This window comes from Burkholderia sp. 572 (assembly GCF_040545135.1).
In the GTDB taxonomy this organism is placed as follows: Bacteria; Pseudomonadota; Gammaproteobacteria; order Burkholderiales; family Burkholderiaceae; genus Burkholderia; species Burkholderia cepacia.
Genome location: NZ_JBEPLH010000005.1, coordinates 291550 through 312510 on the forward strand (window position 1 = coordinate 291550; position 20961 = coordinate 312510).

The 20961-nt window shown below is 66.3% G+C and carries 23 protein-coding genes, 1 tRNA gene and 1 riboswitch; of the genes, 12 read left to right on the forward strand and 12 right to left on the reverse strand.

All coding sequences use genetic code 11. The features are described 5' to 3' along the window. Positions 1-3 precede the first annotated feature (3 nt). Positions 4-1251: a serine hydroxymethyltransferase gene (gene glyA, locus ABIC51_RS12280; protein WP_027788263.1), complete on the reverse strand. Its 1248-nt coding sequence runs from the start codon at positions 1249-1251 to the stop codon at positions 4-6. A gap of 137 nt (positions 1252-1388) precedes the next feature. Further along, positions 1389-1489, reverse strand: a riboswitch (ZMP/ZTP riboswitch). 180 nt (positions 1490-1669) lie between these two features. Here glyA and ABIC51_RS12285 point away from each other — a divergent pair. The 9 genes from ABIC51_RS12285 to ABIC51_RS12325 all read left to right on the forward strand — a co-directional run bounded on the left by ABIC51_RS12285 (position 1670) and on the right by ABIC51_RS12325 (position 8212). Further along, positions 1670-2416, forward strand: coding sequence for an SDR family NAD(P)-dependent oxidoreductase (locus tag ABIC51_RS12285; protein ID WP_027788264.1), 747 nt, complete (start codon positions 1670-1672; stop codon positions 2414-2416). 101 nt (positions 2417-2517) lie between these two features. Further along, positions 2518-3003, forward strand: coding sequence for a tol-pal system-associated acyl-CoA thioesterase (gene ybgC / locus ABIC51_RS12290; RefSeq protein ID WP_027788265.1), 486 nt, complete (start codon positions 2518-2520; stop codon positions 3001-3003). 130 nt (positions 3004-3133) lie between these two features. Then, the gene (tolQ, locus tag ABIC51_RS12295) at positions 3134-3811 is read left to right on the forward strand and encodes a protein TolQ (RefSeq protein ID WP_021157170.1); all 678 of its coding nucleotides are present in this window, start codon (positions 3134-3136) and stop codon (positions 3809-3811) included. Between the two features lie 10 nt (positions 3812-3821). Further along, positions 3822-4271: a protein TolR gene (gene tolR, locus ABIC51_RS12300; protein ID WP_011351075.1), complete on the forward strand. Its 450-nt coding sequence runs from the start codon at positions 3822-3824 to the stop codon at positions 4269-4271. After that, complete coding sequence (gene tolA, locus ABIC51_RS12305; protein ID WP_060313680.1) at positions 4268-5323, forward strand: cell envelope integrity protein TolA; 1056 nt, start codon at positions 4268-4270, stop codon at positions 5321-5323. Before tolR ends, tolA begins: the two co-directional genes overlap by 4 nt. Positions 5324-5432: 109 nt before the next feature. Then, positions 5433-6728, forward strand: coding sequence for a Tol-Pal system beta propeller repeat protein TolB (gene tolB, locus ABIC51_RS12310; RefSeq protein ID WP_027788267.1), 1296 nt, complete (start codon positions 5433-5435; stop codon positions 6726-6728). A 17-nt stretch (positions 6729-6745) separates the two neighbouring features. Next, the gene (gene pal, locus ABIC51_RS12315; RefSeq protein WP_021157174.1) at positions 6746-7258 is read left to right on the forward strand and encodes a peptidoglycan-associated lipoprotein Pal; all 513 of its coding nucleotides are present in this window, start codon (positions 6746-6748) and stop codon (positions 7256-7258) included. Between the two features lie 19 nt (positions 7259-7277). Beyond that, complete coding sequence (gene ybgF / locus ABIC51_RS12320; protein WP_021157175.1) at positions 7278-8027, forward strand: tol-pal system protein YbgF; 750 nt, start codon at positions 7278-7280, stop codon at positions 8025-8027. A gap of 108 nt (positions 8028-8135) precedes the next feature. Beyond that, a tRNA-Lys gene (locus ABIC51_RS12325) sits at positions 8136-8212 on the forward strand. Between the two features lie 98 nt (positions 8213-8310). On the opposite strand, the gene ABIC51_RS12330 is transcribed toward ABIC51_RS12325, so the two are convergent. The 9 genes from ABIC51_RS12330 to ABIC51_RS12370 form a co-directional block, all read right to left on the reverse strand. Then, positions 8311-8721 (reverse strand): DUF3592 domain-containing protein, encoded by a 411-nt coding sequence (locus ABIC51_RS12330; protein WP_146253390.1) that lies wholly within the window; start codon positions 8719-8721, stop codon positions 8311-8313. A 44-nt stretch (positions 8722-8765) separates the two neighbouring features. Then, the gene (locus ABIC51_RS12335; protein WP_226129600.1) at positions 8766-9710 is read right to left on the reverse strand and encodes a fatty acid desaturase family protein; all 945 of its coding nucleotides are present in this window, start codon (positions 9708-9710) and stop codon (positions 8766-8768) included. After that, positions 9710-10327, reverse strand: a complete 618-nt coding sequence (locus tag ABIC51_RS12340; RefSeq protein ID WP_060084073.1) for a phosphatase PAP2 family protein — start codon at positions 10325-10327, stop codon at positions 9710-9712. Before ABIC51_RS12340 ends, ABIC51_RS12335 begins: the two co-directional genes overlap by 1 nt. Further along, positions 10324-11481 (reverse strand): glycosyltransferase family protein, encoded by a 1158-nt coding sequence (locus ABIC51_RS12345; RefSeq protein WP_301760610.1) that lies wholly within the window; start codon positions 11479-11481, stop codon positions 10324-10326. The genes ABIC51_RS12340 and ABIC51_RS12345 overlap by 4 nt, the downstream gene beginning before the upstream one ends. Next, a complete protein-coding gene (locus tag ABIC51_RS12350; RefSeq protein WP_049096812.1) occupies positions 11478-12227 on the reverse strand; it encodes a hypothetical protein in 750 nt (249 codons plus the stop codon). The genes ABIC51_RS12345 and ABIC51_RS12350 overlap by 4 nt, the downstream gene beginning before the upstream one ends. After that, positions 12224-13240, reverse strand: coding sequence for a hypothetical protein (locus tag ABIC51_RS12355; RefSeq protein ID WP_175853387.1), 1017 nt, complete (start codon positions 13238-13240; stop codon positions 12224-12226). Before ABIC51_RS12355 ends, ABIC51_RS12350 begins: the two co-directional genes overlap by 4 nt. A 64-nt stretch (positions 13241-13304) precedes the next feature. Next, positions 13305-14369, reverse strand: coding sequence for a glycosyltransferase family 2 protein (locus ABIC51_RS12360; RefSeq protein ID WP_124545989.1), 1065 nt, complete (start codon positions 14367-14369; stop codon positions 13305-13307). Between the two features lie 138 nt (positions 14370-14507). Further along, positions 14508-14951 carry an inner membrane protein YiaA gene (gene yiaA / locus ABIC51_RS12365; protein ID WP_027788274.1) on the reverse strand — a complete coding sequence of 148 codons (444 nt, stop codon included), beginning with the start codon at positions 14949-14951 and terminating at the stop codon, positions 14508-14510. A gap of 102 nt (positions 14952-15053) precedes the next feature. After that, on the reverse strand, positions 15054-15995 hold the full coding sequence (locus tag ABIC51_RS12370; RefSeq protein WP_175897895.1) for a cupin domain-containing protein: 942 nt from the start codon (positions 15993-15995) through the stop codon (positions 15054-15056). A gap of 130 nt (positions 15996-16125) precedes the next feature. Here ABIC51_RS12370 and ABIC51_RS12375 point away from each other — a divergent pair, with 130 nt between their 5' ends. The 3 genes from ABIC51_RS12375 to cysC all read left to right on the forward strand — a co-directional run bounded on the left by ABIC51_RS12375 (position 16126) and on the right by cysC (position 18801). Further along, positions 16126-16455: a carboxymuconolactone decarboxylase family protein gene (locus ABIC51_RS12375; protein WP_027788276.1), complete on the forward strand. Its 330-nt coding sequence runs from the start codon at positions 16126-16128 to the stop codon at positions 16453-16455. A gap of 204 nt (positions 16456-16659) precedes the next feature. Further along, positions 16660-17493 (forward strand): class II glutamine amidotransferase, encoded by an 834-nt coding sequence (locus ABIC51_RS12380; RefSeq protein ID WP_027788277.1) that lies wholly within the window; start codon positions 16660-16662, stop codon positions 17491-17493. Between the two features lie 777 nt (positions 17494-18270). Then, on the forward strand, positions 18271-18801 hold the full coding sequence (gene cysC / locus ABIC51_RS12385) for an adenylyl-sulfate kinase (protein WP_124534014.1): 531 nt from the start codon (positions 18271-18273) through the stop codon (positions 18799-18801). Positions 18802-18912: 111 nt separating this feature from the next. Here cysC and ABIC51_RS12390 read toward each other — a convergent pair whose 3' ends face one another. After that, complete coding sequence (locus tag ABIC51_RS12390) at positions 18913-19593, reverse strand: GNAT family N-acetyltransferase (RefSeq protein WP_175897896.1); 681 nt, start codon at positions 19591-19593, stop codon at positions 18913-18915. After that, positions 19590-20918, reverse strand: coding sequence for an aminotransferase class I/II-fold pyridoxal phosphate-dependent enzyme (locus tag ABIC51_RS12395; protein ID WP_027788280.1), 1329 nt, complete (start codon positions 20916-20918; stop codon positions 19590-19592). The genes ABIC51_RS12390 and ABIC51_RS12395 overlap by 4 nt, the downstream gene beginning before the upstream one ends. Positions 20919-20961 lie beyond the last annotated feature (43 nt).

Consider the following 20961-nt stretch of genomic DNA (forward strand, 5'->3'; position numbering starts at 1 on the left):
CGATCAGCGATAGACCGGGAAACGCTTGGTCAGCTCGGCGACCTGCGCGCGCACGCGCTCGATCGTCGCTGCATCTTCCGGGTTTTCCAGCACGTCAGCGATCAGGTTGCCCACCTGTTCCGCTTCCGCCGGACCGAACCCGCGCGTCGTCATCGCCGGCGAGCCCAGGCGCACGCCGCTCGTCACGAACGGCTTTTCCGGATCGTTCGGGATCGCGTTCTTGTTGACCGTGATGTGCGCGGCGCCGAGCGCGGCTTCCGCTGCCTTGCCCGTGATGTTCTTCGCGCGCAGGTCGACCAGCATCACGTGGCTTTCCGTGCGGCCCGACACGATGCGAAGGCCGCGCTTCACCAGCGTTTCAGCCAGCACGCGTGCGTTCTCGACCACCTTCTCCTGGTACGCCTTGAATTCCGGCGACAGGGCTTCCTTGAACGCCACCGCCTTGCCCGCGATCACGTGCATCAGCGGGCCGCCCTGGATCCCCGGGAAGATCGCCGAATTGATCGGCTTCTCGTACTCCGCCTTCATCAGGATCACGCCGCCGCGCGGGCCGCGCAGGCTCTTGTGCGTCGTCGTCGTCACGAAGTCCGCGTGCGGCACCGGGTTCGGGTACACGCCTGCCGCGATCAGGCCGGCGTAGTGCGCCATGTCGACCATCAGGTACGCACCGACCGACTTCGCGATCTTCGCCAGACGCTCGAAATCGATCTTCAGCGAGAATGCCGACGCGCCCGCGACGATCAGCTTCGGCTTGTGTTCCTGCGCAAGCTTCTCGGCCGCTTCGTAGTCGATGTCTTCGTTCTCGTTCAGGCCGTAGCTCACCACGTTGAACCACTTGCCCGACATGTTCACCGGCGAACCGTGCGTCAGGTGGCCGCCGTGCGCGAGGCTCATGCCCATGATCGTGTCGCCCGGCTTGAGCATCGCGAAGAACACGCCCTGGTTCGCCTGCGAACCCGAGTTCGGCTGCACGTTCGCCGCTTCCGCGCCGAACAGCTGCTTCACGCGATCGATCGCCAGCTGCTCGACCACGTCCACGTATTCGCAGCCGCCGTAGTAGCGCTTGCCCGGATAGCCTTCCGCGTACTTGTTCGTGAGCTGCGAACCCTGCGCGGCCATCACCGCCGGGCTCGTGTAGTTTTCCGACGCGATCAGCTCGATGTGATCTTCCTGGCGGCGGTTTTCCTGCTCGATCGCAGCAAAGATTTCGGGATCGACGTTCGCGATGGTGCTTTGGGCTCTGTCAAACATACGGTTTCCGTTAAGTGTGTACAGGTTGACCGAAGTGGCCGAGTACGGTGCGCTGCTGGCGGGACCAGCTCGACGTGGCGGAGGAATCCGTATGACGCGAGGCAGGACAGCCACCGGCGATGCACGCGACGGCGCACAACGGCTGCCCAGGCGAACGGCAAAAACGGCGCCCCGCGCTTCACGGTGGGATGCTCCACCTTGAACCCGAAGGGTTCTATCGCCAGTCACGCAGGGGTGATGAGCGCGTTAGTGTATTGGATGCGTCATGAATAGGCAACCGCACGGCGGTGCGCCCGAGGCAATTGGGGCCAGACTCTACGCGCCCGTGCCGGAACGCTTTGCCGCCTTGCCGCGGTGCGGCATTCTCAGTAGGCTTGCGGGATATCACCCGCTATTTTGTCTTCGACCAGGAGCAGCAATGATCGTGTTCGTCACAGGCGCGTCCGCCGGCTTCGGCGCCGCCATCGCCCGTGCCTTTGTCAACGGAGGCCACCGCGTCGTCGCGACCGCGCGTCGCAAGGATCGTCTCGATGCGCTCGCCGCCGAACTCGGCGACTCCCTTCTGCCGCTCGAGCTCGACGTACGCGATCGCGCGGCCGTCGAGGCCGTACCGGCCGCCCTTCCCGCCGAATTCGCGGCGATCGACGTGCTCGTCAACAACGCCGGCCTCGCGCTCGGCGTCGAGCCGGCCCAAAAGGCCAGCCTCGACGAATGGCACACGATGATCGACACGAACTGCACGGGCCTCGTCACGGTCACGCACGCGCTGCTGCCCGGCATGATCGAGCGCGGCCGCGGCCATATCTTCAATCTTGGCTCGGTCGCGGGTTCGTACCCTTATGCTGGCGGAAACGTCTACGGGGCGACCAAGGCTTTCGTCAGACAATTCAGCCTGAACCTGCGCGCCGACCTGCTCGGCACGCCGTTGCGCGTCACCGACGTCGAGCCCGGCCTGTGCGGCGGCACCGAATTCTCGAACGTTCGTTATCGCGGCGACAACGAAAAAGCGGCGAACGTCTACAACAACGTCCAGCCGCTCATGCCCGAGGACATCGCCGACACGATCTACTGGATCGCGACGCGCCCGGCGCATGTCAACGTCAACACGATCGAGCTGATGCCGATCGCGCAAGCACCCGGCGGCCCGACCGTCCACCGCGGCTGAAGCCCCGCTGGCCGGCCCCTTCGGGCCGGCCAGCAGTGTGCTACCGCATACTACATTCCGTTACGAATCGGTTACGAATCAGGCTCCTGCCTTCCGGTAGAATGCGCGCCATGACCCAGCCTACCCGCTCCCCGGAAGCGCCCTCCGGCTTCATCTGGCCGGTGCGCGTGTACTACGAGGATACCGACGCAGGCGGCATCGTCTTCTATGCCAACTACCTGAAGTTCTTCGAACGCGCTCGCACCGAGTGGCTGCGCGCATGCGGCATCGACCAGCGTCGGCTCGCCGACGAGACCGGTGCGATCTTCGTCGTCCGCAGCACGTCGCTCGACTACCGCGCACCGGCGCGACTCGACGACACCCTCGCGATCACGAGCCGGCCCGGACGCATCGGCCGCGCATCGGTGGAGTTCACGCAGGAAGCCTGGTGTGGAGACACGCTGCTCGTGGCCGGGCACATCCGCCTCGGTTGCGTCGACCGTACCGGCATCCGGCCCGCGGCGATCCCGCCGGCCGTGCTCGACGCGCTGGAACGCGGGCCCGTCATCGACGACGGACAGACTGCACTGTCAACGAAGCTCGCATGAGCGCCGTTTAGACACAGCCTATGAACTTGCCTTTCTGATTCGATACTAAGCAAGGTTCGGCGCCAGGCATGGCCGGCGCGCCGCGCCGCACGCATACCGGGCGCCCCGAAGGGACGTTACTCAAACCTCTATGAACACTTCTCAAGACCTGTCGATCATTTCCCTCGTCCTCAACGCGAGCGTGCTGGCCCAGGCCGTGATGGGGCTGCTGCTGCTGCTGTCGCTGATGTCGTGGACCTTCATCTTCCGCAAGTGGTTCGCGATCCGCCGCGCACGCGCGCAGACCGAACGCTTCGAGAAGGACTTCTGGTCGGGCGGCGACCTGCAGGCGCTGTACCAGAGCGCAGCCAACAACCGCCACACGATCGGCGCGCTCGAGCGGATCTTCGAATCGGGCATGCGCGAGTTCCTGAAGGCGAAGGAAAAGCGCATCAGCGATCCGGGCCTCGTGCTCGACGGCGCACGCCGCGCGATGCGCGCGTCGTTCCAGCGTGAAATGGACGTGCTCGAAGCGAACCTCGCGTTCCTCGCGTCGGTCGGCTCGGTCAGCCCGTACATCGGCCTGTTCGGCACGGTCTGGGGGATCATGAATTCGTTCCGCGGCCTCGCGAACGTGCAGCAGGCCACGCTCGCGAACGTCGCGCCAGGCATCGCCGAGGCGCTCGTCGCCACCGCGATCGGCCTGTTCGCCGCGATTCCGGCAGTGGTCGCGTACAACCGCTACGCGCACGATATCGACCGCCTCGCGATCCGCTTCGAGACCTTCATCGAAGAGTTCTCGAACATCCTGCAGCGTCAGGCCCAGTAAGGAGCGCGCCATGGCAGGAAGCCCCATCCGATCCAGCATGCGCGGCGGCCGCTCGCGCCGTGCAATGGCCGACATCAACGTCGTGCCGTACATCGACGTGATGCTGGTGCTGCTCGTGATCTTCATGGTCACCGCACCACTCGTCGCCCCATCGATCATCAACCTGCCGACCGTCGGCAACGCCGCGCCGCAGGAGCAGACACCGCCCGTCGTCGTCAACATCAAGGCCGATCGCACGATGAGCGTCAAGTACAAGGGCGACTCGGGCGCGACCCAGGAAGACACGATGACGAAGGCCGAGCTCGACAGCTTCATCGTGGCCCGGCAGGCCGATCATCCCGACCAGCCGGTCGTGATCGCGGCCGACAAGACCGTGCAGTACGATGCAGTCATGACCGTGATGTCCGATCTGAAGGCGCGCGGCGTCAAGCGCGTCGGCCTCCTCGTCAAATCGCAATGAACCGGCAGCAATCCACGCGCAGCTCCGCCTACCCGCCTCAGCCTCCCCGCGAGCGCGGTACCTGGCGCGCATTCGCGCTCGCCGCGCTGATGCACGTGCTGCTCGCGCTGTTCCTCTATCACGGCGTGCAGTGGCAGAACAGCACGCCGGCCGGTGCCGAAGCCGAGCTATGGACCGAGGTGCCCGACGTGCCCGCGCCGCGGCCCGTCGTCACGCCCGCGCCGCCCGTGAAGGTCGCGCCGCCCGCTCCCCCCGTGCGCGACGAGCAGGCCGACATCGCGCTGCAACAGAAGAAGCGGCAGCAGGAAGCGGCCGCGCGTGAAGCGCTGCTCGAGCAGCAGCGCCGCGCACAGCAGTTGAAGGCGCAACAGGAAGAGGAAGCCCGGCGCGCGCAGCTTGCCGCGCAGCAGGCGGCCGCACTCGCCGCGCAAAAGGCCGCGGAACGCGACCGGCAGAAACAGGCCGACAAGCTCAAGCAACAGCAGCTTGCCGAGCAGCAGAAGCTCGAACAGCAGAAACTCCAGCAGCAGAAGCAGGCGCAGCTCGAAGCGCAGCAGGCGGCGAAGGCGAAGGCCGACGCGGCCGCGAAGGCAAAGGCGGAAGCCCAGGCCAAGGCGAAGGCCGAAGCCACGGCACGCGCGAAGGCCAATGCGGCGGCGAACGCGAAGCTCGACCGCGAGCGCAGCGCGCGCCTCGCGCAGATGCAGGGCCTGTCCGGCGCCGGTGAAGGCGGCGGCGAAGGCCTCGCGAAAAGCGGCACCGGCACGGGCTCCGGCGGCAATGCCGCGACGCCCGGCTATGCCGACAAGGTGCGCCGCCGCGTCAAGCCGAACATCGTTTGGGGCGGCGAGCGGGCAGGCCTGACCACCGTCGTCAAGATTCGGTGCACGCCGTCCGGTGACGTATTGAGCGCATCGGTCTCCCGCTCCAGCGGGAATTCGGGGTGGGATCAAGCCGTGGTCAATGCGATCCACGCATCGGTCCCGTTGCCGCCCGATTCTAACGGTCGTACCCCGTCGGACATTACGATTACCTTCAAGGCGGCGGAGTGAAACGAAATGCGCTTACACTCCGGGCGTCGCTGTCGGACGGGAACGAATCGGGTATTTTTACTGTCTCTGCCGTTGCGCAGCGATCCAAGCCATACGGGAAGCAAGAAGCATGAGTTTGATGACAAAGCTAGGTTTCAGGGCACTCGTGGCCTCGTGTCTGATTACGGCGGGCAGCGCCGCTAACGCCCAGGTCAACGTGCTGATCACCGGTGTCGGGTCGACCCAGTTCCCCATCGCCACCGCGAATTTCGCGAACGAGGCGAACCTGCCGCAGCAGGTCACGTCGATCGTCCGCGCCGACCTCGCCCGCAGCGGCAAATTCACCAACATCGACGCAGGCAGCACGCCCGTGCCGGAAACCGCATCGGTCGATCTCGGCGCATGGAAGGCCAAGGGCGCCAATGCGTTCGTCGCCGGCAGCGTGAACCGCGAAGCGAACGGCCAGTACAAGGTCAACTTCATCCTGTACGACACCGTGAAGCAGCAAAGCCTCGGCGGCCTGTCGCTGACGGCCACCGACACCACACTGCGCACGGCCGGCCACAAGATCGCCGACTACATCTACCAGAAGCTGCTCGGCGTGCGCGGCGTGTTCGCCACGCGCCTGTCGTACGTGATCAAGACCGGTAACCGCTACCAGTTGCAGATCTCGGATTCGGACGGCCAGAACGCGCGCATCGCGCTGTCGAGCACCGAGCCGATCATCTCGCCGTCGTGGTCGCCGAGCGGCACGAAGGTCGCGTACGTGTCGTTCGAGCGCAAGAAGCCGATCGTCTACATCCACGACCTGCCGACCGGCCGCCGCTACATCGTCTCCGACCAGAAGGGCAACAACAGCGCACCGGCATGGTCGCCGGACAGCAACACGCTGGCCGTCGCGCTGTCGCTGACGGGCAATACGCAAATCTATTCGGTCAATTCGACGGGCGGCGGCCTGCGCCGCCTCACGCAGAGCAGCTCGATCGACACCGAACCGTTCTACTCGCCGGACGGCCGCTGGATCTACTTCACGAGCGATCGCGGCGGTGCGCCGCAGATCTACCGGATGCCCGCACAGGGCGAAAGCGCCGGCGCCGCGCAGCGCGTGACCTTCACCGGCAGCTACAACACGAGTCCGCGTATCAGCCCGGACGGCAAGCTGCTCGCTTACATCTCCCGCACGGGCGGGGGCTTCAAGCTGTACGTTCAGGATCTGCAATCGGGCGCGGCGAACGCCATCACGAATACGAATCGCGACGAATCGCCGAGCTTCGCGGCAAACGGCCAGTACCTTCTGTACGCTACCCAGTCGGGTGGTCGCAATGTTCTGGCAGCAGTGCCCTCCGACGGCAGCGCGCCGCCGCAAATCCTGTCCGTCCAGGGCGGCTCCGTACGTGAGCCGTCGTGGGGGCCCTTCATGCAATGACCACAAGGAGAGTAACCATGATGTCGAATAAAGCTCGTCTGGCCCTGGCCGTGATGATGATCAGCGCGCTCGCAGCGTGCAAGTCGGGCGTGAAGCTCGACGACAAGGCCAACAACGCGGGTGCGGTCAGCACGCAGCCGAGCGCCGACAACGTCGCGCAAGTGAACGTCGATCCGCTGAACGACCCGAACAGCCCGCTCGCGAAGCGCAGCATCTACTTCGACTTCGACAGCTATTCGGTGAAGGACGACTACCAGTCGCTGATGCAGCAGCACGCCCAGTACCTGAAGAGCCACCCGCAGCGCCACGTGCTGATCCAGGGCAACACCGACGAACGCGGCACGAGCGAGTACAACCTCGCGCTGGGCCAGAAGCGTGCGGAAGCCGTCCGTCGTGCGATGGCACTGCTCGGCGTGAACGATTCGCAGATGGAAGCCGTGAGCCTCGGCAAGGAAAAGCCGCAGGCAACGGGTCACGACGAAGCATCGTGGGCGCAGAACCGTCGCGCCGACCTCGTCTACCAACAGTAAGTAACGGAAGAATCGCCGTATGACGCACCGTGTATCCCTGCTGCGCGTTGCCGCAGCATTCTGCGTCGCGGGCGCGGCGTGGTCGGTCGCGCCGGCGCACGCCGGCGTGTTCGACGACAACGAAGCGCGCCGCGCCGTGCTCGATCTGCGCACCAAGACCGACAACCTGGCCAGCCAGTTGTCGGCCGCCCAGCGTACGATCCTCGATCAATCCGGCCGTCTCGACCAGCTGAACCAGCAGGTCGCGACGCTGCGCGGCGAGAACGAGGATCTGACGAACCGGCTGACGACGCTCGAACGGCAGCAGAAGGAGTACTACCAGGATCTCGACACGCGGCTCAAGAAGTTCGAGCCGCAGCAGGCGACGATCGATGGTGTCGAAGGCACCGTGCAGCCGGGTGAAACGGATGCGCTCAATGCGGCGCAACAGCAGTTCCGCAACGGCAACTTCAAGGCGGCCGCGGCTTCGTTCCGCGCGTTCATCGCGAAGTATCCGCAGAGCCCCTACCAGCCGACCGCGCAGTACTGGTACGGCAATGCGCAATACGCACTGCGCGACTACCGCGGTTCGACTGCAACGTGGCAAGGGATCGTCAGCAAGTTCCCACAGCACCCGCGCGCGGCCGATGCCCTCGTGGCGATCGGCACGAACCAGCTCGAGCAAGGCCAGAAGGCGGCCGCGAAGAAGACGTTCGAGCAGGTCGTTTCGCAGTACGCCGGGTCGAATGCTGCACAGACGGCGCAAGGCAAGCTTGAAACGATCAAATAATTATCGCGGCGGGTTGTTGACAGCCTGACACCCCGTCGCTATAATCTTTTGCTCTTTGGGTCGTTGCCCAAGTTGTTCAAACAACGAACCGACAGGTTTCAAGAACGTGGGGTGGTAACTCAGTTGGTTAGAGTATCTGACTTTTAATCAGAGAGTCGAGGGTTCGAGTCCCTCCCACCCTACCAACTATCTTTGATAGTGCAAATAAAGCCTCCCAAGCGGAGGCTTTTTTGCGTCTGTCGCATCCGTGTCGATGGGGGGCATCCCCGCGATGCCTGCCGCACTACTCGGCGCCTCCCCCCGGCTTCGGCAGAAGCGACTTTCCCTTCAAGCCGGCGTAAAGAAACGCCATCGTGAACGCGATCGAGATGATCGACTCGAGCCACATGTTCGTGAACGTGTCGACTGTTGCGCTGGCTCGCGGCCTGGCCGGATCGTAGCGCACCGGCACCGTGCCGCCGAACGCCACCGTCACGAAGCTCCCCGGAAACGATACGCGTTCGCCGCTTTTCGTCACGAACTCGATCAACGGGTGATGCGCGCCGTGGGCCAACCGGACGACCGTCCCCTGCACGGCAACGGACGCTCCGATAAACGCGAGCCGTTCGTCGATCGTTTCCGCACCCCACGCCGCCAGGATCGCACCGATCGCCAGCGCCACGTAATTGAACCTCGCAGGCTTGTCGACCATCATGTTCCCGGTATCGATCCGCTCATGATTCCCGCCCCGTCCACGCGTCAACGCACGCTGACGTCGCGCAGCACCGCACCATATCCCGCATACAGATTGCCGTCAGGCAGCAACTGCCGCTGCACGAGCTGCCGATGCACGGCCGGCAGGTGATGGAACGGCATCCGCATGAACAGGTGATGCTCGATGTGAAAATGAATCGCGTGCGGGCCGAACAAGAACGTCTGCCACGAACGCCGGGCGATCGTGCGCGCGTTGCGGCTCTGGTCGGCACCTGCCGGCAGCCCCGCGTGCTCGAAGATCGCGCGCACCTGCCCGGCGAGCGGCAGCAGCGTGACGGACGGCACGATCCACAACGTGACGTACAGCAGCGGATGTCCGGCCCACGCGAGCGCACCGAACAGCACACCGTTGCCTGCAAGCATCGACACGACCTCCCACGCGGCATACGCGCGCGACTTCCCGACCTTCGGCAACGCATGGGCGAACTCGCCGCGGGCGAGCTTCACGACACTCGTCACGTAGCCGATCCCGCACGCGTACGCGAACAGGCGACCGATCAGGCGCCTGCGCGTCACCGGATAGTCATGCACGCCGAACAGCAGCGCGACGGGATCGTCCGGCTGCATCGGCGCGCGATGGTGCTTCAGATGGCCTGCACGATACGTGCGCAGCGACAGCCACAGCGGGCCGGCCGCGAACAGCTGGCCCAGCGCGTCGTTGACGCGCCGGTTCCGCGCCAGCAACCCGTGCGCGCCTTCGTGCATCATGACCGCGAGCGCCAGCTGGCTGCGCGCGATCACGAACGCGGCCAACGCGTACACGAGCGGATGCGCAAACGCGATCGCAACGGCGAACGCCGCGGCAATCATCAGCCAGTCGCCCGCCAGCGCCGCACCGACACGCGCCGCGCTCACGCGAAACAACGCGGGATCGGGCACGAACCGCGCCAGCTCGGCATTCGGCCCGGCCGGATGAACACGGGTATCCATCAAGCGAGCCTCCTGCGCAGCGAACGTCGCTCGACCCACAGCGCACTGACCATCGCGAGCGCCACGCCGCCCAGTACATCGGCGACCGTATGCTGCTTGAGCGTCAGCGTCGACGTGCAGATCAGCAGGCCGACCGTCACGGTCACGAGCCGCCGCCGGTCCGCCAGCATCCGGCAGGCCAGACACGTCACCGCGACGTGCAGGCTCGGAAAGCCGTTGGCCGCGAGATCGAGCTGCCACATGCGCGCGAGGCGGTGGCGTACGAACGCGTTGCCGATCTCCGCGACGTCGGGTCTCGGCACGGCTTCCGGAAACAGCAGAAAACACACGACACCGAGCACGAACGCGATCAGCACCGCTTCCTTGAACGCGGCGAACGCGGGCGGCCGGGCATACCCGGCAAGCGCAATCACGAACGGAAAGAAGCCGACATAGACGAACCACGACCATGCGATGAACGGAATCCGTGCATCGATCGCCGTGGCGAACACATGGCGCGGCGTGACGCCGCGCTCCAGCAGAAAGAAGATCGCGAGGCCGGCTGCCATGCCGAACGTCGCGGCCAGCATCTGCCGGATATCGGGCCGGCGATCGTCACGAAACGACAGCGAATTCATCGTGGCGCCGGCGCCTCGCATCGCGTATCCGCATCGGCCACCTGCGCACACGGACGCAGCGCGAGGAGGCGCGACGTCCACGCATCCACGCGCGCACGCGCATGCTCGCGGCCGGCGATCGTTCCAGCCTGCGTACCGGGATCGCGCATCAGCTCGGCCGCGGCCTGCCCGACTTCCCGCCGGAACGCGGCCGCATCGCCGCGCCATGTGACAACGCGGTGCATGAGTTGCAGGCGTGCGGCGCGTGCGGCGTTGCTCGCCTGCTCGGGCTGGTCGGACTGCACGAGCAGGATCGGGCGGCGATACACGCGTGCGATCGACAGTGCGGCCATGCCGGGGGCCGACACGATCAGCGGTGCGTGGGCGGCCCGCGTCACCCAGTCGGCGTCGACGCCGGTCCAGCCGTCGTGCCCCGCATAGCCCTCGCCCACACGGTGTGCGGCGAGCCCCGCGTCGCGCATGCCGGCCGACAACGCATCGGCGAGCGCGATATCGCGGAAGTGCGGATTCAGATAGACGGCTGCGGCGGCCGGCTCCGAGGCCGGCCGTTCGGCAACGATCGGCACCGGAGTCGGCAGCCGGCAATGCGCGTGGGCCTGCCGGACTTCGTCGGCGGCATCGTATGCGAAATCGTGTTCGATGCAGCACCGCGCCGAATCGATCTGCCAGTCGACGATCCGTGCGAAAGCGCGCGCCAGCACACGCGGCAGCCGCGCATCGAAATTCGCGGTCAACGCGCGGCGCAGGCTGCCGCCGTACACGTGCACGACGCGGTGCCGCCAGCTCGGCATCGCGCCCATGAACAGCAGCGCCGGATGGAACGAGTCGTTGATCACGAGATCGGCATCGCGACCGATCGCACGCAGCCGCGCGATGTCGCGCAGCATGCGCGTCGGCCGGAACACGTAATGCGCGACATTACGATCGGTCGCATCGCGCAGCATGTTCTGCCGCTCGTCGAACTGCACCGCGTAGTGACGGGACAGCACGGCTGCGTCGATGTCGAACGCGGCCAGGAACGCCTGCCCCGCATCGGACGTCGTCAGCACGTCGACCTGCGCGCCGGCCGCGCGCAACGCATGCACGAGCAGTTGTGCGCGCATCAGGTGGCCGCGCGCGTCGGCCGTCGCGAGATAGACGATCCGCGGCATCATGCGCGCGGACGAAGCGACTGGAGCCAGCCGGCCGCGTACATCGCCAGCGCGCCCGTCACGCCGAAACCGGCTTCGATCGCGCGGATCTCGTCCAGCAACGCGGCGAGCCGCGCAACCTCGGACGGCGCGACGAGACGGCGCAGCGTGTCCGCGCAGAGCCGGACGTGCCGCGTCTCGTCCGCGAGCACGCGCGAGAGCAGCGGATACAGCGGATGGGCAACGCCGATCGTCGCGCAGTGGCGCGCGAGCACGCGCATCGCCATCTGTTCCGCGCACAGCCCCGTCGCATAGGCCGGCACGAGCACGCCTTGCGCGAAATGCGGCGCATGGCGCCGCGCGAGCCGGCGCCACCGCATGATCTTGCGCCGGCTCAGCCAGTCCGGCTCGTGCGGCGCGGTCGACGGCGCGACGCCGCGTGCGCGCAGCGCATCGGCGAACGCGGCCGCGTGGCGACGCTCGTCCGCGAGATGCTGCTCGATCCGCGGCGCGAGCCAGTCCGGCGGCTGGCCGGTCCAGTCCTCGTGCAACGCGCACTCGGTCGCTTCCTCGCCGATCAGGTACATGCGCAGCACCCAGCGCTCGCCATGCGTGCTGCGATGAAGCTGCCGGATCGCCGCCCGCTTGATGCGATCGACGAGGTACGCACGCACCCGCGCCGCACCGCGCGGCGCGGGCGCATCGAGACAGTCGAAGCGCCCATCGAGCGCCGCCGGCGGCGACGCGGGCAGTTCACCTGCCGCGGTCATGCCGGCACGCCCCGTGCGGACGCGGATTTCGTCGCGGATGCCGCGGCGGCGGCCGGATCGCGACGCCATCCGAGAATCAGGCCGATGAAGCTTTCCTGCATGAACGCATGCGCGGACGCGGTCGCCCCCGCGAATGCCTCCTCGCGGCCGTTCACGCGCAGATAACCGTTGCCGTCGCGCGCGCCGAATTCGATCCGGTCGCTCTTGCGGAAACCGCGCTCGCGCACGTCTTTCAGCAGCGCACTGCCGTCGAGACCGAACAGGAACAGCTCGCGCTGCGCGACCCACACCGGAATGTGATTGCTCAGTGCGTCGAAACGGATCGACCACGTGCCCGATGCCAGTGCGCGATCGACGTCCGCATCGTGCGGCGCGCTCGACGTGAAGCTCGCGCGCGCGACCGACTTCGTCAGGCCGCCGACGCCGAGTGCGATCGTGATGTCGTCCGCGGACGGCTGCTTCGGATCGGTCGCGCGCACCTTCACGAGATGCCGTGCGAGCCGCGATGCCAGCGACGGATGCGCGAACAGCGCCAGCGTTTCGTCCGGCGTGAGCACGTCGCGTTCGCCATCGCCCTCCTTCACGCGCACGCGATACGGATCGATCCGCACATCGGTGAACGTGCCGTGCACGGGCGCATGAACGTACACGTCACGGTCCCATTTCGCGCCGTCGCGACGCAGCAGCACGTGCACGCTCAACGGCACGCGCCGGCCGTCGCGGTCGACGCCCGTGCCCTGAAGCAGCACGTCGCCGAGCACGTCCTTCGTGCGGCGCGTCGCATCGCTCGAGAAGACGATCGCGTGCGCATCGGTATCGATGCTCGCGTGAACGTCGGGCACATCGAGCGCGACGCGATTGCAGTCGGCGGCGGCCGCGCTCGCGAACGGGCAACCGCTTTGCGACGCGAAGTGGTAGATCCCGCGCCCCGCGTGATCGACCGGCGCGGCATGGGCGCCGGCGCTGGCGGCAAACAGGGCGACGCAGGCAACACGGGTGGCGAGAGAATGCATGGTCGTGGTCGGAATGAAGGCAGGGTGCGGCGTGTCGTGGCCGCGCGCGATGCGCGGCGCCGGTTCAATGACGGTGATAGGACAGCGCTTCGAGATCGCGCCGGGCCGATGCGCGCCCGACGAGACCGAAACCGCGCGCGAGCGCACCGAGCGTATCGACGGCGGACGCCGCGATCGTGACGCCGACGGCCGCGAGATAACGAAGGGCGCCGAGCCGCGGCAACTGCTGCCGATCGAGCGCGCGCAGGCTGTAGCCGAGCCGCATCGCCATCACGCAGAACGGTCCGAGCGGGCCGCTGCGTCCGAGCCACTGCCATCCGCGCGGCAGGTACGCGTTCACGAGATACGGCGTCAGCCCGACGCTGTCCTCTCCGCGCATCCAGCGCAGCTTCAGCGATTCGCGATGCGTGTCCGGCAGCCGATGTTCGGTATGCGCGGCCGGCGCGAATTCGACAGCCACGCCGGCCGCCTGCATCCGCAGCCCCATCACCTGGCAATGCGCGCGATAGACGCCGTCGAGCGGCTCGTAGCGAAATTGCGCGAACACGTCGCGCCGGAACGCGACGTTGTTCGCGTAGAAGTTGCGCGTTGCGCCGGCGCGCAGCGGGCTCGGGAAATACATGAAATCGATCGACGTCAGCGCGATGCCAAGCACGTTCGGCGCATAGCTGGTGCGCCCCGCCACCGCGACGGGTGCATCCCCGGCTTCGCGTGCAAACGGCGCGAGCAGGTGCTCGAGCCAGTCGTCAGCCGGGCGGCAATCGGCGTCGCCGAACACGACGATGTCGCAGCGATCCGCGTCGACGCGATCGAACCCGTCGTTCTTCGCATCGTAGTAGCCGGTGCTCGCACCGATCTCGACGAAGTCGATCGGGCAGCCGGCCAGCGCGACGATCTCCGCGCACGCATCGGCCGGCAGCCCGTCGTGCGTGATGATCCATTGCGCGAGTGCCGCGGGCGGCACGGTCTGCTTCGACAGCGCCGAAACGAGGCGCTTCAGGCTATCGACGGCCTGCGCGAGGCCGGCACCGCCGCGCAGGTTGTTCGTTTCCAGCACGAGCGCGGCCTTCGCCGCCACGGCGTGAGCCGCCGTGCGCGTGCGCGGCGAGGTTTCCGTGATGTCCGGCATCCTGAATGTCTCCATCGTCATGCGCGACGGCATGGATGAAACGAATGGGCGGCGAGCCCGCGCGCATTGGCGGGTGCGGGTCGCCCGCGACCGTCGTCGCAGAACGGGCGGCCCGGAAGGCGCCCGCTTCGCGCGTGGTCACTCCTGGACGGACGGCGCCGATTCGGCGTCGGTATAGCGCGGCTTCGCGTTCTGCAGGTCGCGCGTGTTCTTCTGCACGGCCACCGAGCCGAACAGCGCGAGCACGAACGACATCGCGTAGAAGCCTTTCTCGCTCAGTTGCAGCGTCGCATTGAAGAGGCCGACGATCAGCAGCGCGATCGACAGCAGCAGCGCGATCCAGCTGAGGCCGTAGTAGATGCCGGTGACGGGAATGCCTTCCGCGCGGTCGCGCACGCTCTTCTGCAGCGAGATCGCCGCGTAGAGGCCGAACACCAGCACGGTGAAGTAGTAGCCCTTCTCGTTGAGCTGCATGCCGGCGTTCCAGAGACCGATCAGGAATGCCGCGAAACCGGCGAGCAGCGCGGCCCACGACGCGGCCACGAACGCGAACGACGGTTGCTGGATGGTGGTCTGGTTCATTGCTTTGCCCTCTCATTCTTCTTGTTCGAAATCGTTTTCGTTGAACTGCGTTTCGCGCATGGTAGCAGCTTTGGCACGCGGCAAGACGGCTTGCTTGCAGTCTTACGATTCGCGCCGCGCGCGTCGCCAGCGCCCCGGCGTCGTGCCGAGCACCGCGCGAAACGCCTTGCCGAACGCGGCTTCCGACTGGTAACCGACCGCCTGCCCGATCTCCGCCTGCCCGCGCTGCGTGTCCTGCAGCAGCGCGCACGCATGCATCATCCGGATCTGCGCGACGAACGCGCCGACGCTCATTCCGGCCCGCTCGCGGAAATGCCGGGCGTACGTCGCACGCGACATCGCGGATGTGTCGCCGAGCGACTCGACTGTCCACGGCTTCTCCGGTGCCTGCAGGACGGCCTGTACCGACGGGCCGAGCCGCGCATCGGCAGCGAGCGCAAGCCAGCCGGACGGCACGCGCGCGCCACGACCGTATGCGCGCAACGCATACGCGAGCAGCGCCTGGCCGAGTGCGTTCACGATCGCGCCGGCGCCCGGCTGCCCATTCGACGCCTCGGTACGCAGCACGCTCGTGAGCAGTTGCAGCGGTGCGAACCCCGATGCCTCGCGCAGCCCGACATGCAGCACGTGCGGCAGCGTCCGCATCAGCAGTTCGCCCGCGCCGCGCGCATAGACGAACCGTCCGCACAGCAGATCCACGCTCGCACCGCCCGGTTCGGCCGGATCGAGATTCGTCTTGACCGGCAGCACCGCGCCGCCGCCGGCACCGTGTTCGCGCAGCGCCGGCCGCGACCGGCCCGCGCCTGCGTCGAGCAGCTCGTGCGCGCCGCCCGCGGGCAGCAGCACGAAATCGCCGTCGGCGAGCTGCAGCGTGCGCCCTTCCGCGGTACGCAGCCGGCACGTTCCCGCCAGCACCAGGTGAAACGCCGCCTCGCCCGACGGCAGCGGGTCGTGCGGCATCGCGAACGGCCCGCCGAGCAGGCAGCGCACGTCGAGCTCGACATGGCTGCGGCCCAGCGACAGCAGTTGACTCAGGGCATCCATGAGACGATTGCGCTAAAAATTGACACTCTAGCGTATCGAAACCCTCAGCGTGAACGATCAGAATAACCCTGCATCGCCCGAGATCGCGGCGGCCGCCGCCTTCCTCACCTCTTCTCGAAAAGGACGCATCATGCTGAACTGGAACGAATACCGGAAGGAACTCTCGACGCGCATCGGCGACATCGCCAAGCTGTCGCCGGACACGCTGGCCGGCTACCAGGCGCTGGCCGGCGCCGGTGCCAAGACGGGCCATCTCGACGCAAAGACGCGCGAGCTGATCGCGCTCGCGGTGGCGGTCACGACACGCTGCGACGGTTGTATCGCCGTGCACACCGCCGAAGCGGCCAAGCATGGCGCGACGAAGGAGGAAGTAGCGGAAGCGCTCGGCGTCGCGATTGCGCTGAACGCGGGTGCGGCACTCGTCTATTCGGCGCGCGTGATGGACGCGCTCGGCGACTGAACCTGACGGCCGCGGCGCTGCCGTCGCGTGGGCGCCCGGCTGCATGGCTGCATGTCTGCCCGGTTGCGCACCGCGCATCCGGGCAAATGATGTATGACGATTGGCCAGCGTACCCGCCCGAATGGCGGGCCGGGCGCCCGCGGGCGAGGATGCGCCGCGAAGTCGGCTACCATGCGCGAACGATCCATCGTGAAGGAGCGCTTCATGTGCCGCTGGCTCGCCTATACGGGTAATCCGATCCATCTGGAAACCGTGCTGTTCCGCGCGAAGCATTCGCTGATCGACCAGAGCCTGCATTCGGAGCTGGGGGCGACGACCACCAACGGCGACGGCTTCGGCATCGGCTGGTACGGGCGCCCCGACGAACTCCCGTTCCGCTACCGCTCCGTGCATCCCGCGTGGAACGACCGCAACCTGCGCGAAGCCGCACGCGCGATCCGCTCGCGGATGTTCATCGCGCATATCCGCGCGGCTACCGACACGCCGGTACAGGAAACCAACTGCCACCCGTTCCGCCACGGCCGCTGGCTGTTCGCGCACAACGGGCTGATCCGCGACTTCCACAAGCTGCGCCGCGACCTGACGATGAAGGTCGATCCCGCGCTGTTCCCGACGCTCGAAGGCTCGACCGACTCCGAACTGATGTTCCGCCTCGCGCTGACCTACGGCCTCGAGCAGATGCCGCTGCCCGCGCTCGAGCGGATGGTCGGCATGGTCGAGGAAACGGCCGCGCGGCACCGCGTGGCCGAACCGCTCAACATGACGATCTGCGCGACCGACGGCGAGCGGATCATCGCGGTGCGTTATTCGAGCGAACGGCAGTCGCGTTCGCTGTTCCACAGCACGTCGTTCAAGCACCTCCATGAGCTGTATCCGCACAACCCGCGCATCGCCGAAGCCGGCGACGACGCGTTCATGGTCGTGTCCGAGCCGCTCGTCGACCTGCGCGGCGCGTGGGAGGAAGTGCCGGAGAGCATGGCGATCGTCGCGCAGGGTGCTGATGTGCAGCAGCGGCCGTTCGCGCCGCGGCGAAAGTGACGCACTGCAGTCCTGACGAAATGAAGCGCATTCCGGTATCGAGCACGTCGGCGCGTCATGGTAATCGCGGCCGTCCCGTTTTCAGAAGCGGCACTCGCTACCGCGACGGTAACGGGAAGGGATGCGCACCCGCGCCCGAAAAAAAATAATAGAGCAGAACTCCGCCAATAATGCCCCAATTCAATAACTCAGCGACGGAGTAGAGCTACGGAAGCAAACCGCGAGGACGCTTCTGCAGAATCCCCCGAATAAAAAATTAATACTCTTGCAATTTCATGCCAGCCAGGAATCGAGTGACATAATCAGCTGACGATCGGGGATGTTTGCAGGAATTCTGCGGCACCTCTCCTGGAAATCGTCGTCATTCTTCTAACAAATACGGCACCAGTCGTTTGCTCTCCCGGCGCCCCCCGTGGCACAGGCCCCCACCGGGACTTGCGGCAAGCGCGACTGGAAGGCGAAAGGGGCAGAGATTCTACGCGCCTTTACACCTTCTCGGCCACGCGCGTTTATTTCGAGCCGTTACGAAGAACCGGAAATCATTACCGAGCAGATACTGCGTGCAAGCCGTCGCACCACACATGGACAAAGCCTTATTCCTGATTAAAATATTCAAGTTACAAAAATTCAGAAGGCACGTTACAATTCGCCTACGGACGAATCCGAACCACAATAAAGTAGCGACGCAGTTTCCGGCACAACGAATCCGAGATGACTCAAGATCTCCAGACCTCTCTTCCTGTCACGCTGACGGGTAATCAATCCGTGCTTTCCAGCATGAAACAGGATCATGCCTTCGTGGTATGGCTCACCGGGGTTTCCGGTGCCGGGAAATCGACGCTATCGAATCTCCTGAAGGAACAACTCGATGCTCGAGGCCTTCGTTCCTTTCTGCTGGATGGCGACCAGCTCCGTGAAGGATTGAATCAGGATCTGGGGTTCAGTGACGCGGACCGCCACGAGAATATTCGTCGGACGGCCGAGGTCGCACGCCTGATGGTGAATGCAGGGCTTGTCGTTATCGTCGCCCTGATCTCGCCGTTTCAGGAAGCGCGCTCCAGGGCGCGCGCGCGCTTTGCGCCCGGGGAGTTTTTCGAAGTCTTTGTCGACGTTGAGCTGGATGTCGCGGAAGCGCGCGACCCAAAGGGGCTGTATGCGTTGGCAAGGCAAGGGGCCATTCGGCAGTTTACCGGCATCGAATCGACCTATGAAAAACCGGTATCGCCCGACGTGCATGTGCGCACGGGTAAAGCAAGCCCGCTGGAATGCGTGCACGCAATCATTCAGAAACTGCCATTGAACGGCTGATACCGGCACGACCGCCGGCTCATCTGCTCGCCTACTACCCTCACCTTTTTCGCCGCGCCATTTTGGCGGGCGACGGTTGAACCGCCTGCTGTAAGCCTCGCCGACCAACTGTCATGGTTGGCCGCGACGATCGAACCGCATCCGCACCGAATCAAGTCCGGCGGGCAGCCGGCGCGAACGGGCGCGCGGCCGCGGCAGTGCGGTGAACCCGAGCCGTTCGTACAGCGCGCGGGCCCTCGCGTTGCGGGTCAGCACGTCGAGGACGACATCGCGGCTACCGTCGGCTGGCAATGCCCCCGTGTCCAGCGCGTCACGGAACAACGCGCTGAAGATCCCCGTGCCGCGCTGTCGCTCGTCGGTTGCGCAATGCGCGACGAGAATCTGCGAACGCTTCGGCGCCGGAATTTCCGTTTCGAGAATCAGCCCGCGCAACAACTGCCCCATCGTGCGGCGCACGCCGAAGAAGCGCGCCAGTGCCCACACGACATGCACGTCGTCGAACATCGTCCGTTGCCCGTCGTGAATCGCCATCACGGCGAGCACGGTGCCGTCTTCAGCGACCGCGACGCGATGCCGGCGCCACGAAAAGCGCCCATGACGCGACCGAAATGCCTGCTGCAGGAAAGCGACGCAGCGCGCATCGCTTTCGCCGAGAAAAAATCCGAATTCCGCCACACCGGACGCAAACACGAGCGGCCCGCACGACGCCGCGTCGTCCGCCTCGGCCGCACGAAACCGCACGCGCTCGCCGGCACGCGGAGCCGCTTGCGCGAACGCACCGGCCAGCGTCATCCGCTGCGCCCCGCGAGTCGCGACAACACGGCGACCGTCCGGCTGATCTGTTCCGGCTCGTGCGTCGAGCAGATGAAGAAGCGCAGGCGCGCAGCCTTTTCCTCGACGGCCGGATAGAAGATCGGCTGCACGTTGATCCCTTCGTCGAACATCGCATTGGCCCATTGCGCGGCCTTCAGCGAGCTCCCCGTGATCACCGGCACGACCGCGAACCCGGCACTCGTGCCGGTATTCAGCCCGGCGGCGCGCGCTTCGTTCAGGAACTGCCGCCCGCGCGCCTGCAGTCGCGCGACGCGCTCCGGCTCGGCCTGCAGGCGCTCGAGCGCGGCCAGCGACGCTTCGGCGAGCGTCGGCGCCAGCCCGACGCTGTACAGGAAGCCCGGCGCCAGATGGCGCAGCATGTCGACGAGCGGCTGGCAGCCGGCGATGAAGCCGCCGCAGCCGGCCAGCGTCTTGCTCATCGTGCCCATCCACATGTCGACCTGGTCGGGCGCGACGCCGCAATGCTCGCGGATGCCCTTGCCGGTCGCGCCGAGCACGCCGAGCGAATGCGCCTCGTCGACCAGCAGGAATGCACCGTGGCGCGTTTTCACGTCGACGAAGCGCTGCAGGTCGGGGAAATCGCCGTCCATGCTGTACAGCCCTTCGATCGCGATCAGCACGTGCCGGTATTCTCGGCGTACGCGCGCGAGCAGCTCGTCGAGCGCCTGCCAGTCGTTGTGCGCGAAGCTCAGCCGCTTCGCGCCGCTCAGCTGCGCGCCCTGCACGATGCTGTTGTGCGCGAGCGCATCGTGGACGATCAGGTCGCCCGGGCCGAACAGTGCGCCGATCACGGTCACGTTCGTCGCGTGGCCGCTCACGAACGCGACGCAGTCGTCGGTCTCGTAGAACGTGGCCAACGCACGTTCGAGATCGCGCTGCACCGGGCGTTCGCCCGCGACCATCCGGCTCGCCGATGCCGACGTGCCGTACCGGTCGATCGCGGCCTTCGCGCGCGCGGACACGTCCGGATCGCCAGCCAGGCCGAGGTAGTTGTAGTTCGCGAAGTTCAGGTATTCGCGCCCGCCGATCTGCGTCGTCGCACCGGCGACGCCGTCGTGCACGCGGAAAAACGGCGAGTCGACGCGCAGCTTCTCGCCCATCTCGCGCATGATCCTGACCTGCTGATACTGCGGCATCGATTCGAAGCGGCTGCGCGCCGATGCGGTCTGCGCTGCCTGCGTGCCGGGCACGCCCGGTGCCGCGGCAGCATCCGTCGCGCGCTCCAGCTGCCGTTTCAGCGCTTTCGCCGCCAGTTGCTGGCGAAGATGCTCTCCCAGTGCCATTGCTTCCTTCGCTTAATCTCGAAAAGACGCTATGTTACGCCGC

Excerpts from the sequence above, each read along its gene's own strand:
- ybgC (WP_027788265.1), top strand. The coding sequence starts at position 2,518 with ATGCGCGCCATGACCCAGCCTACCCGCTCCCCGGAAGCGCCCTCCGGC.
- ABIC51_RS12360 (WP_124545989.1), bottom strand. The coding sequence starts at position 14,369 with ATGCCGGACATCACGGAAACCTCGCCGCGCACGCGCACGGCGGCTCAC.
- yiaA (WP_027788274.1), bottom strand. The coding sequence starts at position 14,951 with ATGAACCAGACCACCATCCAGCAACCGTCGTTCGCGTTCGTGGCCGCG.
- glyA (WP_027788263.1), bottom strand. The coding sequence starts at position 1,251 with ATGTTTGACAGAGCCCAAAGCACCATCGCGAACGTCGATCCCGAAATC.
- ABIC51_RS12345 (WP_301760610.1), bottom strand. The coding sequence starts at position 11,481 with ATGATGCCGCGGATCGTCTATCTCGCGACGGCCGACGCGCGCGGCCAC.
- ABIC51_RS12340 (WP_060084073.1), bottom strand. The coding sequence starts at position 10,327 with ATGAATTCGCTGTCGTTTCGTGACGATCGCCGGCCCGATATCCGGCAG.
- ABIC51_RS12370 (WP_175897895.1), bottom strand. The coding sequence starts at position 15,995 with ATGGATGCCCTGAGTCAACTGCTGTCGCTGGGCCGCAGCCATGTCGAG.
- tolB (WP_027788267.1), top strand. The coding sequence starts at position 5,433 with ATGAGTTTGATGACAAAGCTAGGTTTCAGGGCACTCGTGGCCTCGTGT.
- ABIC51_RS12380 (WP_027788277.1), top strand. The coding sequence starts at position 16,660 with ATGTGCCGCTGGCTCGCCTATACGGGTAATCCGATCCATCTGGAAACC.
- ABIC51_RS12350 (WP_049096812.1), bottom strand. The coding sequence starts at position 12,227 with ATGACCGCGGCAGGTGAACTGCCCGCGTCGCCGCCGGCGGCGCTCGAT.
- tolA (WP_060313680.1), top strand. The coding sequence starts at position 4,268 with ATGAACCGGCAGCAATCCACGCGCAGCTCCGCCTACCCGCCTCAGCCT.
- ABIC51_RS12335 (WP_226129600.1), bottom strand. The coding sequence starts at position 9,710 with ATGGATACCCGTGTTCATCCGGCCGGGCCGAATGCCGAGCTGGCGCGG.
- pal (WP_021157174.1), top strand. The coding sequence starts at position 6,746 with ATGATGTCGAATAAAGCTCGTCTGGCCCTGGCCGTGATGATGATCAGC.
- ABIC51_RS12330 (WP_146253390.1), bottom strand. The coding sequence starts at position 8,721 with ATGATGGTCGACAAGCCTGCGAGGTTCAATTACGTGGCGCTGGCGATC.
- cysC (WP_124534014.1), top strand. The coding sequence starts at position 18,271 with ATGAAACAGGATCATGCCTTCGTGGTATGGCTCACCGGGGTTTCCGGT.
- ABIC51_RS12390 (WP_175897896.1), bottom strand. The coding sequence starts at position 19,593 with ATGACGCTGGCCGGTGCGTTCGCGCAAGCGGCTCCGCGTGCCGGCGAG.
- ybgF (WP_021157175.1), top strand. The coding sequence starts at position 7,278 with ATGACGCACCGTGTATCCCTGCTGCGCGTTGCCGCAGCATTCTGCGTC.
- ABIC51_RS12395 (WP_027788280.1), bottom strand. The coding sequence starts at position 20,918 with ATGGCACTGGGAGAGCATCTTCGCCAGCAACTGGCGGCGAAAGCGCTG.
- ABIC51_RS12355 (WP_175853387.1), bottom strand. The coding sequence starts at position 13,240 with ATGCATTCTCTCGCCACCCGTGTTGCCTGCGTCGCCCTGTTTGCCGCC.
- ABIC51_RS12285 (WP_027788264.1), top strand. The coding sequence starts at position 1,670 with ATGATCGTGTTCGTCACAGGCGCGTCCGCCGGCTTCGGCGCCGCCATC.
- tolQ (WP_021157170.1), top strand. The coding sequence starts at position 3,134 with ATGAACACTTCTCAAGACCTGTCGATCATTTCCCTCGTCCTCAACGCG.
- tolR (WP_011351075.1), top strand. The coding sequence starts at position 3,822 with ATGGCAGGAAGCCCCATCCGATCCAGCATGCGCGGCGGCCGCTCGCGC.
- ABIC51_RS12375 (WP_027788276.1), top strand. The coding sequence starts at position 16,126 with ATGCTGAACTGGAACGAATACCGGAAGGAACTCTCGACGCGCATCGGC.